This is a genomic window from Alteromonas naphthalenivorans (assembly GCF_000213655.1).
Lineage (GTDB): Bacteria > Pseudomonadota > Gammaproteobacteria > Enterobacterales > Alteromonadaceae > Alteromonas > Alteromonas naphthalenivorans.
Map to the genome: position 1 here is coordinate 4865556 of NC_015554.1, position 16782 is coordinate 4882337.

The 16782-nt window shown below is 45.3% G+C and carries 11 protein-coding genes; 5 read left to right on the forward strand and 6 right to left on the reverse strand.

From position 1 onward, the window contains the following. Window positions 1–17: 17 nt before the first annotated feature. The gene (locus AMBT_RS21300; protein ID WP_013786739.1) at window positions 18–2132 is read right to left on the reverse strand and encodes a TonB-dependent receptor; all 2115 of its coding nucleotides are present in this window, start codon (window positions 2130–2132) and stop codon (window positions 18–20) included. 282 nt (window positions 2133–2414) lie between these two features. Between AMBT_RS21300 and AMBT_RS21305 the strand changes: the two genes are divergently transcribed. Together AMBT_RS21305 and plsB are read left to right on the forward strand one after the other, a co-directional pair. Next, the gene (locus AMBT_RS21305) at window positions 2415–2897 is read left to right on the forward strand and encodes a GNAT family N-acetyltransferase (protein ID WP_041452645.1); all 483 of its coding nucleotides are present in this window, start codon (window positions 2415–2417) and stop codon (window positions 2895–2897) included. 145 nt (window positions 2898–3042) lie between these two features. Next, window positions 3043–5490 carry a glycerol-3-phosphate 1-O-acyltransferase PlsB gene (plsB, locus tag AMBT_RS21310; RefSeq protein ID WP_013786741.1) on the forward strand — a complete coding sequence of 816 codons (2448 nt, stop codon included), beginning with the start codon at window positions 3043–3045 and terminating at the stop codon, window positions 5488–5490. Between the two features lie 193 nt (window positions 5491–5683). Here plsB and ilvA read toward each other — a convergent pair whose 3' ends face one another. From ilvA to AMBT_RS21325, 3 genes are read right to left on the reverse strand one after another with little or no spacing between them, the layout of a single operon-like run. Continuing rightward, on the reverse strand, window positions 5684–7225 hold the full coding sequence (gene ilvA, locus AMBT_RS21315) for a threonine ammonia-lyase, biosynthetic (protein WP_013786742.1): 1542 nt from the start codon (window positions 7223–7225) through the stop codon (window positions 5684–5686). After that, the gene (gene ilvD / locus AMBT_RS21320) at window positions 7222–9072 is read right to left on the reverse strand and encodes a dihydroxy-acid dehydratase (protein WP_013786743.1); all 1851 of its coding nucleotides are present in this window, start codon (window positions 9070–9072) and stop codon (window positions 7222–7224) included. Before ilvD ends, ilvA begins: the two co-directional genes overlap by 4 nt. A 34-nt stretch (window positions 9073–9106) precedes the next feature. Next, on the reverse strand, window positions 9107–10039 hold the full coding sequence (locus AMBT_RS21325) for a branched-chain amino acid transaminase (protein ID WP_013786744.1): 933 nt from the start codon (window positions 10037–10039) through the stop codon (window positions 9107–9109). Window positions 10040–10485: 446 nt separating this feature from the next. Between AMBT_RS21325 and AMBT_RS21330 the strand changes: the two genes are divergently transcribed. Both AMBT_RS21330 and AMBT_RS21335 read left to right on the forward strand, forming a co-directional pair. Beyond that, window positions 10486–11100, forward strand: a complete 615-nt coding sequence (locus AMBT_RS21330) for a trimeric intracellular cation channel family protein (protein ID WP_013786745.1) — start codon at window positions 10486–10488, stop codon at window positions 11098–11100. 90 nt (window positions 11101–11190) lie between these two features. Next, a complete protein-coding gene (locus AMBT_RS21335) occupies window positions 11191–12705 on the forward strand; it encodes a YifB family Mg chelatase-like AAA ATPase (RefSeq protein WP_013786746.1) in 1515 nt (504 codons plus the stop codon). A gap of 89 nt (window positions 12706–12794) precedes the next feature. Here AMBT_RS21335 and ilvY read toward each other — a convergent pair whose 3' ends face one another. Then, window positions 12795–13661, reverse strand: a complete 867-nt coding sequence (ilvY, locus tag AMBT_RS21340) for an HTH-type transcriptional activator IlvY (protein WP_013786747.1) — start codon at window positions 13659–13661, stop codon at window positions 12795–12797. Between the two features lie 154 nt (window positions 13662–13815). Here ilvY and ilvC point away from each other — a divergent pair, with 154 nt between their 5' ends. Beyond that, complete coding sequence (gene ilvC, locus AMBT_RS21345) at window positions 13816–15294, forward strand: ketol-acid reductoisomerase (protein WP_013786748.1); 1479 nt, start codon at window positions 13816–13818, stop codon at window positions 15292–15294. An 84-nt stretch (window positions 15295–15378) separates the two neighbouring features. Here the strand turns inward: ilvC and AMBT_RS21350 are convergent, their stop codons facing one another. Continuing rightward, window positions 15379–16626, reverse strand: coding sequence for a multidrug effflux MFS transporter (locus AMBT_RS21350; RefSeq protein WP_013786749.1), 1248 nt, complete (start codon window positions 16624–16626; stop codon window positions 15379–15381). Between the last annotated feature and the right edge of the window lie 156 nt (window positions 16627–16782).

The window sequence follows — 16782 nt, forward strand, 5'->3', positions numbered from 1 at the left end:
ACTACCATTCAGCGTGACTAAAACTTATATTGCAAACTCACACGCGCATTAAGCGGCTCGCCGGTAGCAATATTGTTGTCGTTGTGTGCTGACGGGAAATAGTCTTCATCGAATACGTTTTCCACGTTTAGCTGAATTTTAACGTCTTCGCTGTAATCGTAATACACTGCAGCGTCTACGCGAACAAAGTCAGGTAGTTCAACGGTATTATTTAAAGAGGCATACTGCTCAGATTGATAAATCACGCCTAATGCAACACGCCACTTATCGTTAACTTCATACTGGTTCCATAACGTCAGCATGTGTTCTGGTAGCTGTGCTAAGTCGCGATTTGCCAGTGCGCCGTCTACAATGCGGCCCATTTCTTCGCCATCAAGGTTGCTATACCCAGCATTTATTACCCAACGCTCTGAAAGCTTGCCCACCACCTGCACTTCAAAACCTTTGGTTTCGGTGCCAGTTAAAATAGACGCTTCTGGGTTGTTAGGATCCTGCGCTGTGCCGTTTTCACGTTCAACTTCAAATGCCGCCGCGGTTACGCTAAGTGAGTCAGAGAAATTCCATTTAACGCCAATTTCTTTGTTTTCAAATTCTTCAGCTTCCAGCGCTTGGCTTGTAAGCGACAGGGAAAGGAATTGATCACCTGAACGAGGTAAAAACGATTTGCTGTAACTGGCGTAAATCGAAACTGATTCTGCAGGCTTGTAAATTAGGCCTGCACGAGGAGACACTTGTGAATCAGAGCTCGAAAGAAAACCACTGTTACCATCGTCGGCACCGTTAGCTACTTCAATACTGTCTACCACATCGATATCAAAATTATCGTAGCGAAGACCGGCAACCACAATCCAATTCTCGTTAAGCTTAATTTCATCTTGCACGAACGCTGAGGTAAAGGTGACGTCTGACGCACGATCTCTTACTGGGTCCGTCAGCGTCATTGAAGGAATAACCAATGGGTCGCTAAACACAAAGGATACTTGGTCGTCTTGGCTGTCTGCAAAAAATGCATCACGACGAGTATTTTCTGTATCTTGGCTACCGTACTCCATTCCTGTTAGTAAGGTATGGTTGATATCACCTGTCGCAAATTGCCCGATAAGGTTCAATTGAACCAACGCATTCTCACGAGTAGTGGTATCGCGATAACCGTCTAACGTAACCGTACCTGCATCAGCGTCAAAATTAACGGGGTACAAGTTTTGATAAGCTTTGTCATAGTCAGCAAACTGAACGGTACCGTTCAAGTTCCAACTCTGCGATAGTGCATGATCAACACGAACACGGGCAATATGTGCTTCAAGGGTAGTATTGTTGAAATCTGGATCACCAAAGTAGGTGTCGTCATAGCCTTCTAGCGGCGCACCATCTAATGAAGGTATACCTCTATCGACTAAACGGTCATCGTTTACGTATTCGTAAGATGCAACCACCGTGGTGTCGTCGTTAGCCATCCATGTATAGGTGGGGTTAATGGCGTAACGTTCACCATCTTTAAAATCACGATGATTATCAATACTGTCAAACACACCATTAAAACGAAAAGCATTGTTCGCATCTATGGCTTTATTGGTATCTATACTAATAGAACCTGCACCAAAGGTATCAATACCTGCTGACAGCGTAGTGAAATCTTCAGCGCTACTGGCCACTTTAGTCACACGGTTAACCACGCCACCGCCACCTCCACGGCCAAATAAAAGCGCGTTCGCGCCACGCAATATTTCAACGCGCTCTAAGTTATATAGCGGGCGAAAGTACTGAACGTCGTCACGAAGACCGTCAACAAAGAAATCCGCAGTCGTGTTCTGACCACGAATAGTCACTTGATCGCGATGATCTTCACCCAATCCAATGCTCACCCCTGGGGTGTATTGCATAACATCAGCAATGCTAAACAATGCTTGTTCTGAAATTTGTGCTGCGCTTACAACAGATACTGACTGCGGCACGTTAACTAATAATGTAGGGGTTTTAACCGCTGTGGCGACTTGTTGACCAAAGAATGCGCCGCGTACGGTAATACGCTCAACGCTTTCTTCTGACTCAGTTATATTTTCTTGAGCCAAAACAGATGTGCCATAAAGTGCTAATAGAACAGCAGTAGAAATAGTTGCTTTACCAAGTTTCAAGCAAGTCTCCTCGAGTGATAATTCAAACAGTATTGAAAATGATAGATATTCTTATTTAGAGCGGATTCTAGTCAGATTTATCAATAATTAAAAGGTATATTAATAAAAATTAAACTTTTGTTATAAATGACTCCGTCAGCTTAACGAGACAGTTTATTGAAACCGACCTTTCGAATCGGCTCAGTACCCTCAATGGTATCTAGGTCGAGGTGACAAGATTGCTATTAAGGCATAAAGTAAACCTTCTTCTAGCTATGCTTAATCAGAGTATTGAATTCCATCATGTTGCATTACCTCGACTATATCCCCGAGTTGGCCCCCCATTTCGACCGCATAAATAGAGAGTGGATAACCAAGATGTTTCATTTAGAGAGTATTGATGAGGCTGTTATTGGTTACCCGCAGCGCAACATTATCGATGAAGGTGGATACATTTGGTTTGCTGAACATCCCGACTTTGGCATTGTAGGTACATGTGCATTAATGAAAAAAGGAGAAGGAGTATTCGAACTTACTAAGATGGGAGTGGTCAGTGAAGCCAGAGGATTAAAAGTAGGGGAAGGCTTGTTACAGCATGTGTTGAATCACGCCCCTGCCATTGCTTTTAATACACTATTTCTTTTAACCAATAAGAAGTGCGAAGCCGCCATTCATCTTTATGAGAAAAATGGCTTTGTTCATTGTGAAGAAATCATGCAAAAATTTGGTTGTGCTTATGAACGCTGCGACGTGGCAATGCATTATAAAGGTACTGTCACCAACTGATGGGTGAGTAAAAATACGCTCAATCAATATGCTATGGCAACGATTTATACTAATGATGCTTTCAAACAGCCCCACGCCCTCTGCAAGACTTTGCATGAGATGTGGTACACTTCTCCCGTTTTAATTTCATAGGATTACAGAATTCATGTCGTGGATGCGAAAAGCCCTTTTGTCGCTATTTCATTATCCTGTTAAGTTGCTGGTTAAAGCCCACAGCATTCCCGTAAACGTAGAAACTGAGCTTGGCATTGATAAGTCGAAGCCCATCGTTTACTTGCTTCCAGCAAACTCGGTAACCGATCAATTAGCGCTTAGAATGTCAACAGAAGCACTAGGCCTACCGAGCCCGACTGATACGCTTACGTTGGCGGGTAGAGAATACCCTTCTACATTGTTTTTGCGTAAAACCCAGCCGATATTTCGTTCACAAGCAGACGATACGGGTATTGAAGATGTATTTACTGACTTGTTTCATTTGCACAGAGATCATCATCAATTAGATCTTCAAGTGGTTCCGGTATTTGTAACCTGGGGCCGAGCGCCTGGCCGAGGAACGCCAGGGTTAGCCGATCTTATTGCCGACAATGCAGCGCCAAGTTGGCTAAGAAAACTCTTTATCGTGATGTTCTTGGGCCGCGATAATTTTATTAATTACTCAAAAGCGGTATCGGCTCGCGCCATGTCAAATCAACATGGCAGTGATAAAAGCATTGCACACAAGTTAGTGCGTGTAGCGAGTACTCACTTTCAGCGTAAACGCCAAAGTATGACCGGCCCTACCTTGTTAGAGCGCCAAGAGCTGAACAACAGCGTACTAGGTTCTGATGCCGTGCGCCGTGCTATGGCTGAAGAATCTCGCAGTAAAAAAATTACCCATGACGCATCTAAAGACAGAGCGCAATCATACGTTACCGAAATAGCCGCAGATTACCGCGAAGGACTTATACGTTTTGGCGATCGACTGCTTACTCGTATTTGGAACAAAATTTACAATGGTATAAGTGTTGGCCACTCCGAACGTATTCGAGAGCTTGCCGCAAACGGCCATGAGATTGTTTACGTGCCTTGTCACCGCAGCCATATGGATTACCTTTTGCTGACCTACGTGATTTATCATGAAGGTATGGTAACCCCTCACATTGCCGCCGGTATTAACCTAAACTTCTGGCCGGTGGGTAAGATTTTCCGCCGTGGTGGTGCCTTTTTCTTACGCCGAAGCTTTGCTGGTAATAAGCTATATACCGCCGTGTTCCGCGAATATTTAGAGTTACTTTTCAATAAAGGCTATTCAGTTAAGTATTACCCTGAAGGTGGCCGCAGCCGCACTGGTCGTCTTATTCCGCCCAAAACAGGCATGCTAGCCATGACCATTCAGGCCATGTTGAAGGGTGTGAATAGGCCTGTTAGCTTGGTACCTGTCTATATTGGCTACGAAAACGTGATGGAAGTGAAAAGCTATCTGAATGAGCTTAAGGGTACTAAGAAGCAAAAAGAATCGAACTGGCAAGTGTTCTCGGCTATTCGCAAGCTTAGAAACTACGGTCATGGTTATGTAAACTTTGGTGAGCCTATTCAGCTGAATCAATTTTTGGAAACCCATGTGCCAAATTGGCGTGACTGCCGTGATGCTGAGCCAGAGAAAAAGCCGGCATGGTTAACGCCAGCGGTAAACGAGCTGGCTAACAATGTGATGACCAGAATTAATCGCGCAGCAGCGGTTAATGGTATGGCGCTAACGTCACTGTGTTTACTGTCATCGAAAACACAAACCATGAGTGAGTCTGAGCTTAAACAAGCGATGGGCGACTTTATTAGTTTGTTCAAGAATGTGCCTTTCAGTGCCGATGCCACCATACCTGATGCTAGTGCGAAGGAATTGTTTGACGATACCTTGAAGCTTGGCAAGTTTGAGGTTGAAGAAGACGACTATGGTCGGTTAATTAGCCCCAAACCTAAGTCAGCGGTTTATCTCACCTACTATCGCAACAATATTTTGCACTTATTTGCATTGCCGGGCTTAATTATGGCCTGTGTATTTGCTCATAAAGGCACAAGTAAAGCGACAGTATTTCAGTTAATTGCTGCGTTATACCCACTACTTCAACGCGAGTTATTTTTACACTTGTCTCAAGACGAAGCCCTTACTCATACCGATGCGCTTATTGATGCATTAGTCGACCAAGGTCTTCTGCGAGTCAAAGAAGGTGATTTACTTCCACCTGATGCTCAGCAAAAGCAATTTCATTCAGCCTGGCTATTGAGCCGCTGCATGCAAGAAACCTTGCAGCGTTACGCGGTAGTACTGACTATTTTGGATAAAGAAAAAGTGATTAGTCGCGGGGCACTCGAACGCACTAGTCGCCAAGTGGCAGAACGTTTATCTACCCTTTATGGGTTAAGCTCCCCAGAGTTTTACGATAAGAACGTACTGTCTAGCTTTATTAGTGCGTTAAAAGATAACCATTGGTTAGATTCTACTGAAAATGGAAGCCTGAAATACTCTGAAGAGTGTGAAGCGCTTCGCGAAGACGTGATGGCACTAGTATGGCCTGAAATGACCCAGCATCTTGAGAATGTGGTCTTGCATAACTAGTTTACTTCGTCGATTGGAATGCAGCTAGCTACTCGATAATCGGCTGCTCAGTGAAGAGACTGCTATCGATGACACAAAAAAGCCGAAACGTTACATCGTTTCGGCTTTTTTATTGATTTGGAATACGCTTTACCTCGCCCCAAGGTAAGCCATGCTTAACTTGAAGCGAGGTAAAGCGAAAACGGTTTGCTCTTTACTTAGATGGTTGTGACAAGAAGAACTTATAGGCAGGATCTTCTGTGACTTCATCTACTTTGTAGCCAAGTTCAATAACATGCTCATTGAAAGCCTCTCGGCTTTCAGGGGCAATATCAAACCCAACCAACACTAAACCTTCTGCCGCACCGTGGTTGCGGTAATGAAACAAGGTAATGTTCCAAGATTCACCCAAGGTATTTAAGAAGGTTAGCAATGCGCCAGGGCGCTCTGGGAATTCAAAACTGAATACTTGCTCGTTTAGAATGGCCGGTGGTCTTCCCCCTACCATGTGACGAACGTGCAGTTTGGCTAATTCGTTATTGGTTAAATTAAAGCACTGATAGCCTTTATCTTCTAAGTCGCTTTGCAGGCTTAAGAATTCTTGCTGGCCGCCTTTTAATTTAACCCCTACAAAAATATGGGCTTCGTCGTCATTAGCATAACGATAGTTAAATTCAGTAATCGCCTTTGCGCCAACACATTCACAGAACTGCTTAAATGCCCCTTTGCGCTCAGGAATTTTCACTGCGAATACGGCTTCTTTTTGCTCGCCCAGTTCACAGCGTTCAGACACATAACGCAAAGTATGAAAGTTAATATTCGCGCCGCATAAAATGCCGCCTAGCTTCTTGCCGGTAAGGTCGTGCTGCTTGGCATACTTTCGAATGGCCGCCACAGACAAGGCTCCTGCAGGCTCAGCAATAACACGAGTGTCATCAAAAATATCTTTAATGGCACCGCATATTTCATCGTTGGTTACCGTCATGGTTTCATCAACTAGGCGATTACACAGCCTAAAGGTTTCTTGCCCCATGACCTTAACGGCAACGCCATCGGCAAAAATGCCTACGTTATCAAGTGCAGCAGGTGCACCTTCTTTTTGCGCCAAGGCAAAACAGGCAGACTCTTCTGATTCAACGGCAACAATTTTAATCTCAGGCTTTAATTGCTTTAAGTAAACCGCAATACCAGCCGCTAAACCGCCACCGCCTACCGCAACAAATAAAATATCCAAGTTAGGGTTTTGTTCTAGCAATTCCCGTGCAACGGTTCCTTGACCCGCAATAACATCAGGGTCATCGAAAGGCGGTACAAAGGTGTAACCATGTTCTGCACAAAGCGCTTTAGCGTGACCACTGGCTTGGTCAAAGCTAGTGCCATGCAGGACAACGTTTACATGGTCGCCGCCAAAACGGCGTACTGCATCCACTTTGATGTCAGGGGTAGTTTCAGGCATCACAATAGTTGCCTGAATGCCCTTGCGCCTAGCACTGTACGCTAAACCTTGTGCGTGATTACCCGCTGAAGCACCGATAACGCCTGCTTTAAGCTGTGCTTCGCTTAACGAACTTATACGGTTGTAAGCGCCGCGTAACTTAAATGACTTAACGGGTTGCTGGTCTTCACGCTTTAAGAATATTTCATTGCCTAATTCGGCAGACAACAACGACATGTAAGAAAGCTCACTGCTTACGGCTACGTCGTAAACAGGGGCTAATAGAATTTTCTTTAAATAGTCGTGATCGCTAACGGTCATAGATTTTCCAGTTTCGATACATCACGTACTGCGCCTTTATCCGCACTGGTGGCCAATGCAGCAAAGGTTTTCAATGATGTTGATACTTCACGAACGCGATCTTTCGGGCGCCAAGGCTTTTCGCTGGCTTCCATTTTCGCGCGGCGCTCTGCTAGCTCTTCATCGCTAATAGCGATGTTGATGCTACGATTTGGAATATCAATTTCAATCTTATCGCCGTGCTCAACTAAACCAATACCACCGCCACTGGCAGCTTCTGGCGAGCAGTGACCAATCGACAGGCCACTAGTACCACCAGAGAAACGGCCATCAGTAACGAGAGCACAAGATTTACCTAAGCCTTTCGACTTCAAGTATGAAGTGGGGTAAAGCATTTCTTGCATACCCGGTCCGCCGCGTGGGCCTTCGTAACGAATAAATACCACATCGCCTGCTTTAACATCGTCAGCCAAAATACCGGCTACGGCATCATCTTGGCTTTCGTAAATACGTGCAGTACCGGTGAACTTCAAAATCGAGTCGTCAACACCAGCGGTTTTAACAATACAGCCATCTTCTGCCACATTACCGTATAACACGGCTAGGCCACCTTCTTGGCTAAAGGCATTTTCAACTGAGCGAATACAACCGTTTTCACGGTCGCTATCTGCTTCATCCCAACGACAGCTTTGGCTGAATGCTTGGGTAGTACGAATGCCGGCAGGGCCTGCACGGAAAAATTTAATCGCGTCGGTATTGTCTGGGTTGGTGATATCCCAGTCTGCAATGACTTCTGTAAGTGACTTACCTAATACATGGTTTGCATCACCATGCAGTAAGCCACCTTTGTTTAATTCATTTAAAATACCTAATACGCCACCTGCACGGTGTACGTCTTCCATATGGTATTTCGGGGTAGACGGTGCCACTTTACAAAGGTGGGGAACCTTACGTGACAGTCTATCGATGTCGTTCATAGTGAAAGGTATTTCACCTTCCATTGCTGCTGCTAACAAATGCAAAATGGTGTTAGTTGAACCACCCATGGCAATGTCTAAGCTCATGGCGTTCTCAAAGGCATTGAAGTTAGCAATATTACGTGGCAAGACGCTTTCGTCATCGTCGCCATAGTAACGTTTACACAGCTCTACGATTTGCGAACCTGCTTTTTTAAACAAACCTTCACGGTCAGCGTGGGTGGCTAGCATTGAACCGTTACCCGGAAGCGATAAACCGAGTGCTTCCGTTAAGCAGTTCATTGAGTTTGCAGTAAACATACCTGAGCATGAGCCACAGGTAGGACACGCAGAACGTTCGATTTCGTCGGTATCAGAGTCACTCACTTTATCGTCGGCAGCGGCTACCATGGCATCCACTAAGTCGAGTTTGATGATTTGATCAGAAAGCTTAGTTTTACCCGCTTCCATCGGACCGCCTGATACAAACACAACAGGTACGTTTAAGCGCAATGACGCCATTAACATTCCTGGCGTAATTTTGTCGCAGTTTGAAATACATACAATGGCGTCGGCGCAGTGCGCGTTCACCATGTATTCTACTGCATCAGCAATAATTTCACGGGAAGGTAAGCTGTAAAGCATGCCACTGTGGCCCATAGCAATACCATCATCTACCGCGATAGTATTAAATTCTTTTGCTACACCACCGGCGGCTTCAACGCTTCGTGCCACTAATTGACCCATGTCTTTTAGATGCACATGCCCCGGCACAAACTGCGTGAAAGAGTTAGCAATAGCAATAATAGGTTTACCGAAATCAGAATCCTTCATTCCCGTTGCACGCCAAAGAGCGCGTGAGCCGGCCATATTTCTACCTTGCGTAGTCGTTGCAGATCGTAACTTGGGCATAAAATCCTTCCCGTTTAATAAATAGCTAAATTAATTACTTGTAAACCGGTGTTAACCAGTTCCATTTGTCTTCAGTAGTACCGTTGAAAAGACCGAAGAACATATCTTGTACTTCTTTGGTGATTGGGCCACGGCCGCCCGCACCTACTTCAATTCCATCTACACTGCGTACAGGCGTTACTTCTGCCGCTGTACCACACATGAAGACTTCATCAGCTAGATACATAGCTTCACGAGGAATGTTTTCTTCGCGAACTTCGTAGCCTTTGTCTTTAAGTAGCGTGATACACGTATCACGAGTAATGCCTGGAAGAATAGCGGCAGTTTTTGGTGTGGTAACCACAATGCCGTCGCGAATAACGAAAATATTTTCGCCCGCACCTTCACTGATGAAGCCGTTTGTATCAAGGGCAATACCTTCTCCGTAGCCATGACGACGGGCTTCCATCGAAATCAGCTGTGAAGATAAGTAGTTACCACCGGCTTTTGCACCAGTCGGCATGGTATTAGCTGCTAAGCGGTTCCAAGAAGAAATCCCCGCATCTACACCATTTTTAAGGGCTTCTTCACCTAAGTAAGCGCCCCACTCAAATGCAGCAATGGCAACTTCAGCTTCTGTACCAAACGGCACTTGAAGTCCCATACCAATATCACCGTAGAACGCGATTGGGCGAATGTACGCTGATTTCAATTTGTTCTCACGAATGATATCAAGGGTAGCTTGGTTAATTTGATCTAGCGTGTATGGAATGGTCATACGATAGATTTTCGCTGAATCGAACAAGCGACGGTTGTGATCGTTTAAACGAAAAACACAAGTGCCTTGATCCGGCGTGTTATATGCGCGCACACCTTCAAATACAGACGAACCATAATGAATAGCATGCGTCATTACGTGAACAGTAGCGTCTTTCCAATGTTTCAATTCGCCATTAAACCAAATATGTTCGGCAGGTTGCTTAGCCATGAGTAATCCTTCAAAAATTGAGCGTAAAGCCCGAACCGCGTTTTGCGGAAATATTAATACCGAGACGAATGATACATGACAGTGCGCGAGCGCCCAATACGCTGGATGCAATACGCGACGCGCGGACACATAAATTTACGCATCTGTGCTTTATCACTGACATTGAAACACTGTCGTTTGTCGTGAAAACAAAGGACATCTAATAAATACAATGAGCTTATGCCATTGAATTTTAAGATTTAATTGACGAGCAACACCCAGTTCCTTGGATGAATGCTAAAATGAATGGTTGTACGATAGGGCTATGGCTTTTCACCCCAATTAAACGTGAATTGGCCGTTACACGATTAATATGCGCAAAGAAATAGCATGAAACCGTTGCCGAAATCAAGTATTTTGCGGTTCAAACGCTGTTTTCGTCAGATAAAAAAGGGTATCGCAATACAATGGTAGACTGGTTTCACTGGTTAAATTTAGCAGGGGTAGCGGTGTGTGCTATTTCTGGCACCCTGATGGCGTACCAAAAAAGGATGGACGGGTTTGGCGTTATTGTATTGGCAAGTGCCACTGCTATAGGAGGTGGAACACTGCGCGACATGATGCTGGACGTTCCCGTATTTTGGATTGCCGATAACGATTACCTGTACACCACACTGATTGCTGCCTTCATCCCTATTATTTGGTTACGATTAAGCCCACGCTTTCCTTATCATTATTTGCTTATTGCTGATGCGTTTGGGTTAGCGTTATTTAACGTGGTAGGCATAGAAAAAGCATTAGCTAACGATACTGGCATTGCAGTGGCGATTGCCATGGGCACCATTACTGGGGTATTTGGTGGTTTGTTACGTGATGTTATATGTCGAGAAGTACCATTAGTCTTAGGCGGGGAACTCTACGCAACGACCTGTATTGTGGGGGGAATGGCCTACGGTCTCGCCATGTATCTGGGCTTTGAGGCCCAGTGGTGCGGTGCAGTTGCCCTTGCAACCACAGTATTAATGCGGCTAGGCGCTTTGCGCTGGCACTGGGAAATGCCGGTCTTCTATAACGAAAATTAGTCCTTCTTCTTGCCCTAAGTACAGTTTCAGCTTTTATCATGCTCACTTAAAGTACGCCTCTTAGGGGACTTCCTTCAAGAGCGACAAAGTATGAGCATGGCAGTAGTTAAAACCTTTGCGGGGCAGGGCGTGGCAGCCCCCGAGGTATCAGTAGAAATTCACTTGGCCAATGGTTTACCAGCGTTCCAGTTGGTAGGTATGGCAGAAACCAGTGTAAAAGAAGCCCGAGAGCGGGTGCGCAGTGCGCTCATAAACAGCGGTTTCGATTTTCCCGCTAAACGTATAACCGTAAATTTAGCCCCCGCTGATATTCCTAAGTATGGTGGGCGTTTCGACTTACCCATTGCAGTAGGTATTTTGGTGGCATCAGGGTATCTCCCTGACACTAGCGTACTCAACATCGCCTTTGTGGGCGAACTCGGGTTAAACGGTGAAATTAAGCCAGTAAGTGGCCTAGTTCCTGTTTTAATTGCAGCAGCCGACGATGACACCCCCCTTGTTTTTCCGGGGGTTAACGATGTAGAAGCCTCGTTAGTATCCTACGCCACTCGTTACCCAGCGTTTGATCTTTTATCGGTTTACGAACACCTAGCGAATAATAAAAAACTCAATAAAGGTCAGCCCTTTAGCTCGTGTTCTTCCTCTACTAGTAGTATGGGTTGGGATGATATTATTGGCCAAACTCAAGCGAAACGAGCGCTAACTATAGCCGCAGCAGGCAGCCATAATCTTCTTATGGTAGGCCCACAAGGCACGGGAAAAAGTTTGCTAGCCAGTAGGTTACTTGCCCTATTACCCCCCATGACCGAGCAAGAAGCCTTAGAAGTAGCCTCCATTCATTCGGTAAAAGGGGAAAATTTAAATGTAGAGCGTTTTTTAAAGCGCCACATGCGCAGCCCACACCATACAAGCTCTGCTGTAGCGCTTACTGGCGGCGGGTCACAGCCTGTACCTGGCGAAATATCCTTAGCCCATAATGGGGTATTATTTTTAGATGAATTACCGGAATTTGGCCGCCGCGCATTAGATGTACTAAGAGAGCCATTGGAAACCGGTGATGTGCATATATCCCGTGCGATGGCGAGCGCCACCTATCCCGCCAATTTTCAATTAATAGCAGCCATGAACCCTAGCCCTACTGGCGATATTGACGACAACCGCTTAACACCACAACAGCAATTAAGTTATTTAAATAGGCTGTCTGGCCCCTTATTAGACAGAATAGACATACAAGTAGAGGTACCCAGGCTTGCCAGTTACGATTTATCGCCACCGGTAAATTCTGAGTCTGACTCCATGTTAGATGCCAAAGACAGGGTATTACGTGCAAGAGAAGTGCAACTTCTTCGCCAAGGAAAGCCCAATGCACAGCTTGCCGCCGGGGAGCTTGCTGATTTATGTCAGCTAACCGATAGCGACTTACGCTTTTTACAAGCAGCCGCTAAGCAATTAAATTTGTCGATGCGGGTATTCCACCGCACCCTTAAGGTAGCGAGGACACTGGCAGATTTGTCAGAACAGCCTACGGTTACCCGCGCCCATTTAGCCGAAGCGCTAGGTTATCGCGCATTGGATACCTTAATTAAGCAGCTCAGTAGTCAGTAGTCCATTAGGTGATACTTAACAGCAAGTAGCATGAAAGCTTAATGCTTTTAATTCAGCTTAAATGTCTAAACAACTCATGATTAATTAGATCAGGGAGCCATTTCCAATTGTAAAAACGCGTTGATAAGTGGTTCGTTTTGCTTATCTTGCAAGCAACATAGCCCTAGTCCATAGGGCTCGATATCATCTACTGGAATTTGGGTTACCAAGCTTGCCATACTTGAATGATCAAGCACCACTTTAGGTACAAAACCCACACCGCATTCTAACGCCACCATGCTGACAATGGCTTCATTACCCCCTACCGAAGCATACACATTTGGCCTAATACCATGCTCTGCAAACCAGTGGTAAGCAATGCGCCTGGTAGGCCCATGCTCTGGCATGATCACCTGATGTTTAGTCCAATCTACCTGAGTCAACTGGGTTAACCGCCAGTCTCGCGGCGCAATCAGCACCAAAGGCACGTTGTCTAAAGGGGAAAAATGTAAGTCTGTAGGCAAGTCAGGCGTATAAATAGCTATCGATAAGTCACATTCTTTCTGCTTTACCTTATCTATCGCTAGTGCAGGGTCGCCGGTAATTAAGCGAATATCCACACCAGGATGCTGTGCCCTAAACTGACGCAATATAGCAGGCAAATGACTTTGACTGGCCGTTACAGAACAAAACAAACTTATCTCACCTTGCAACGAATTACTGTCTTCTCGCAAGTCTACCTTCAATTGTTGCCAGTCTTTTAAAGACTGGGTAGAGAATGAAAGCAGTTTATGACCACTATGAGTAAGCGCCACTTTACGGTTGTCGCGTTTAAACAAGGTACAACCCAATTCATCCTCTAGCCTTTGTATAACGCGGCTTAGCGTAGAAGGCGACACATACATGGCTTGCGCGGTATCGCCAAAATGTAGGCTGGTGGCAAGATGCGTAAACAATTGAAGGCTACGAAAATCCATAGTGTTTCACTTATTGCAATATTATCTTGCAAATATATCATTTTCCAAAACAAAAGAAATCCCTTAATCTGCGTAGCAATTCGTCATAGACGAGGTCGTCAACGCCACGGTTGGTTGTTGATAATGACGAAAATGAATGTTGTTCGGAATTTTTATGGCTAATTATTTCAATACCCTATCGCTACGCCAGCAGCTAGATCAGCTTGGCCGCTGCCGCTTCATGGCACGCGAAGAATTCGCTGACGGTTGTCAGTTCTTAAAAGGCAAGAAGATTGTCATTGTAGGCTGCGGTGCTCAAGGTCTTAACCAAGGCTTGAACATGCGTGACTCTGGGTTAGATGTTTCTTATGCGCTGCGTCAAGCAGCCATTGAAGAGCAGCGTGACTCTTACAAACGTGCTACTAGCAATGGTTTCACTGTTGGCACTTATCAGGAACTAATTCCTAGTGCTGACTTGGTGTACAACCTAACGCCTGATAAGCAGCATGCAAGCGTTGTAGAAGCGGTAATGCCGTTAATGCAAAAAGGCGCAACACTTGGATACTCACACGGCTTCAACATTGTTGAAGAAGGCCAACAAATCCGTAGCGATATTACGGTGGTTATGTGTGCACCTAAGTGCCCAGGTACAGAAGTACGTGAAGAATATAAGCGCGGTTTCGGTGTACCAACTCTGATTGCCGTTCACCCTGAGAACGACCCTGAAAACAAGGGTTGGGATACTGCTAAAGCATTAGCAAGTGCAACAGGTGGCGATCGTGCAGGTGTACTTGAGTCTTCGTTCGTAGCTGAAGTTAAATCTGACCTTATGGGTGAGCAAACCATTCTATGTGGTATGCAACAAGTTGCTGCGGTACTTGCCTTTGAGAAAATGACCGCTGACGGTATTGACGCAGCGTATGCTGGTGCACTTATTCAGTTCGGCCTAGAAGCTGTCACTGAAGCACTTAAAATTGGTGGCGTAACCAACATGATGGACCGCCTATCAAACCCAGCAAAAGTGAAAGCGTACGATTTGTCAGAGCAACTTACTGACTTGCTTCGCCCACTATTTGAAAAGCATCAAGACGACATCATTAGCGGTGAGTTCTCTCGCACTATGATGGAAGATTGGGCAAACGGCGATGCTAACCTACTTAGATGGCGCGAAGAAACCGGTGAAACTGGTTTTGAAAACGCACCTGTCTACGAAGGTGAAATCAGCGAGCAAGAATTCTTTGACCACGGCATCCTTTTAGTTGCCATGATCAAGTGCGGTGTAGAAGTAGCCTTCGACGTAATGGTTGAAGCGGGTATCTTACCTGAGTCTGCGTACTACGAATCACTGCATGAAACACCACTTATCTCTAATACCATCGCGCGTAAGCGTTTGTATGAAATGAACGTGGTAATTTCAGACACAGCAGAATATGGAAACTACTTGTTTGCGAATGCAGCAATTCCAATTTTGCGTGAGAAATTTATGCCTACTATCGATACTTCAGTTATTGGTAAGGGATTGTCAGAAACCTCTAATCAGGTTGAAAACAAGCGCCTTGTTGATATTAACGAAGCTATTCGCACTCACGGTGTTGAGCAAGTAGGTAAGACCCTGCGTGGCTACATGACTGACATGAAAGCCATCATCGGTTAGGACAGTTTCTGTCGTTAGGTGCTTTATATAAGCCCACTTGCCCGACCAATTTGGTCGGGCTTTTTTATGCCTGCTTGTTTTTACCTATTCCCCGCATTCGTGAACCCGCTCTGCATATCTCACCGCAAAATAAGCCAATACGAAGAAGACAAAAAAGCCAATGCCTATGGGGTATAGATTACCGTCTAAAAAGCTATCTACGAACAGCGCAATGGGCACAGAAAACAGGCTTGAGAGAGAACCGATTATAGCAGCACCAAGCCCTGCCATATCCCCTAATGGCTGCATAGCAAGTGCGTTTAAGTTACCGAATAAAATACCCACAAAAAAGAAACCAACGAACATGGTAACAACGGTAAGCACAAGTGGCGGTAACCCGTCATAAGCGAGTAATAACCCAAGATAGACAACAGCAAACCCGTTAACCCCTTTAAGGGCAAAGCGACACAAGCGTCGCATGCCGAATTTCATTACCATGGTGCCGTTGAAATAAGATGCTAAACCAATCGAAAATGCCAGCACTGCGAATATATAAGGAAACATATCGCCCACACCGTAATACACCTGAAAAATGGTTTGTGAGGCACTCAAATACGCCAGAAACGAACCAAAAATACCCGCCATTGCGAAGGTGTAACCCATTACCGTTGCATGAGTAAGGATAAATTTTGATGACAAGTAAAACTGCTTAAACGAAAACGGCCTGCGTTTATGCCGCGGCAAAGTCTCGCCTTGACGACTGAAAAACCATGTACCCGCTAAGGTTGCCACTATCAAAAATAGGGTGAATATATGAAACCACCCAAAAAAAGCCATTACTGCTTGGCCCACCATAGGCGCTATCATAGGCACAAGGATGAACACCATCATAATAAATGACATCACCCGTGCCATTGCATCACCCACGTACAAATCGCGAATAATCGCCATAGCGGCAATACGCGGTCCTGAGACACCAAAGGCTTGTATCACACGACCCACCAGCATGGTCTCTAAATTAGTGGCCGACATACACACAAAAGTGCCAATCGCAAAAATAAACAGCCCGATCAAAATGGTAAGCCTTCTACCACGACTATCTGCAAATGGACCGAAGAACATCTGCCCAAAGGCCATTCCCATAAAGAAAACAGTCACAATAAGATGGGTATGGTGCGGCTCGTCTACGTTTAGCGTCTCACCTATTTGCAGTAGTGCAGGCAGCATAGCGTCAATGCTTAACGCCACCAGCGATGTCATGGTAGCCATCAGTGCTACAAATTCAATTAACCCTAAAGGGGGCTTTCCTTGAGGCTGGCCAGCATTAGGCGCGGTCTCGCTTGAATGGGACATAATTTCTCTATTTAACGAAGAAGGGGGTATAAGTTGTGTTGCTCAGGGTGATGATTGCCACGTTAGTGCATCATAATTGCACGCTGAATGGGCAGAAGTGTAACGTAAAGATGAACAAAAAGCCGCCAGTTTCACGCTATTTGGTCGTGGAACTTG

Coding starts and splice junctions, on each gene's coding strand:
- AMBT_RS21305 (WP_041452645.1), top strand. CDS start 2,415: ATGTTGCATTACCTCGACTATATCCCCGAGTTGGCCCCCCATTTCGAC.
- plsB (WP_013786741.1), top strand. CDS start 3,043: ATGTCGTGGATGCGAAAAGCCCTTTTGTCGCTATTTCATTATCCTGTT.
- ilvA (WP_013786742.1), bottom strand. CDS start 7,225: ATGACCGTTAGCGATCACGACTATTTAAAGAAAATTCTATTAGCCCCT.
- ilvD (WP_013786743.1), bottom strand. CDS start 9,072: ATGCCCAAGTTACGATCTGCAACGACTACGCAAGGTAGAAATATGGCC.
- AMBT_RS21325 (WP_013786744.1), bottom strand. CDS start 10,039: ATGGCTAAGCAACCTGCCGAACATATTTGGTTTAATGGCGAATTGAAA.
- AMBT_RS21330 (WP_013786745.1), top strand. CDS start 10,486: ATGGTAGACTGGTTTCACTGGTTAAATTTAGCAGGGGTAGCGGTGTGT.
- AMBT_RS21335 (WP_013786746.1), top strand. CDS start 11,191: ATGAGCATGGCAGTAGTTAAAACCTTTGCGGGGCAGGGCGTGGCAGCC.
- ilvY (WP_013786747.1), bottom strand. CDS start 13,661: ATGGATTTTCGTAGCCTTCAATTGTTTACGCATCTTGCCACCAGCCTA.
- ilvC (WP_013786748.1), top strand. CDS start 13,816: ATGGCTAATTATTTCAATACCCTATCGCTACGCCAGCAGCTAGATCAG.
- AMBT_RS21350 (WP_013786749.1), bottom strand. CDS start 16,626: ATGTCCCATTCAAGCGAGACCGCGCCTAATGCTGGCCAGCCTCAAGGA.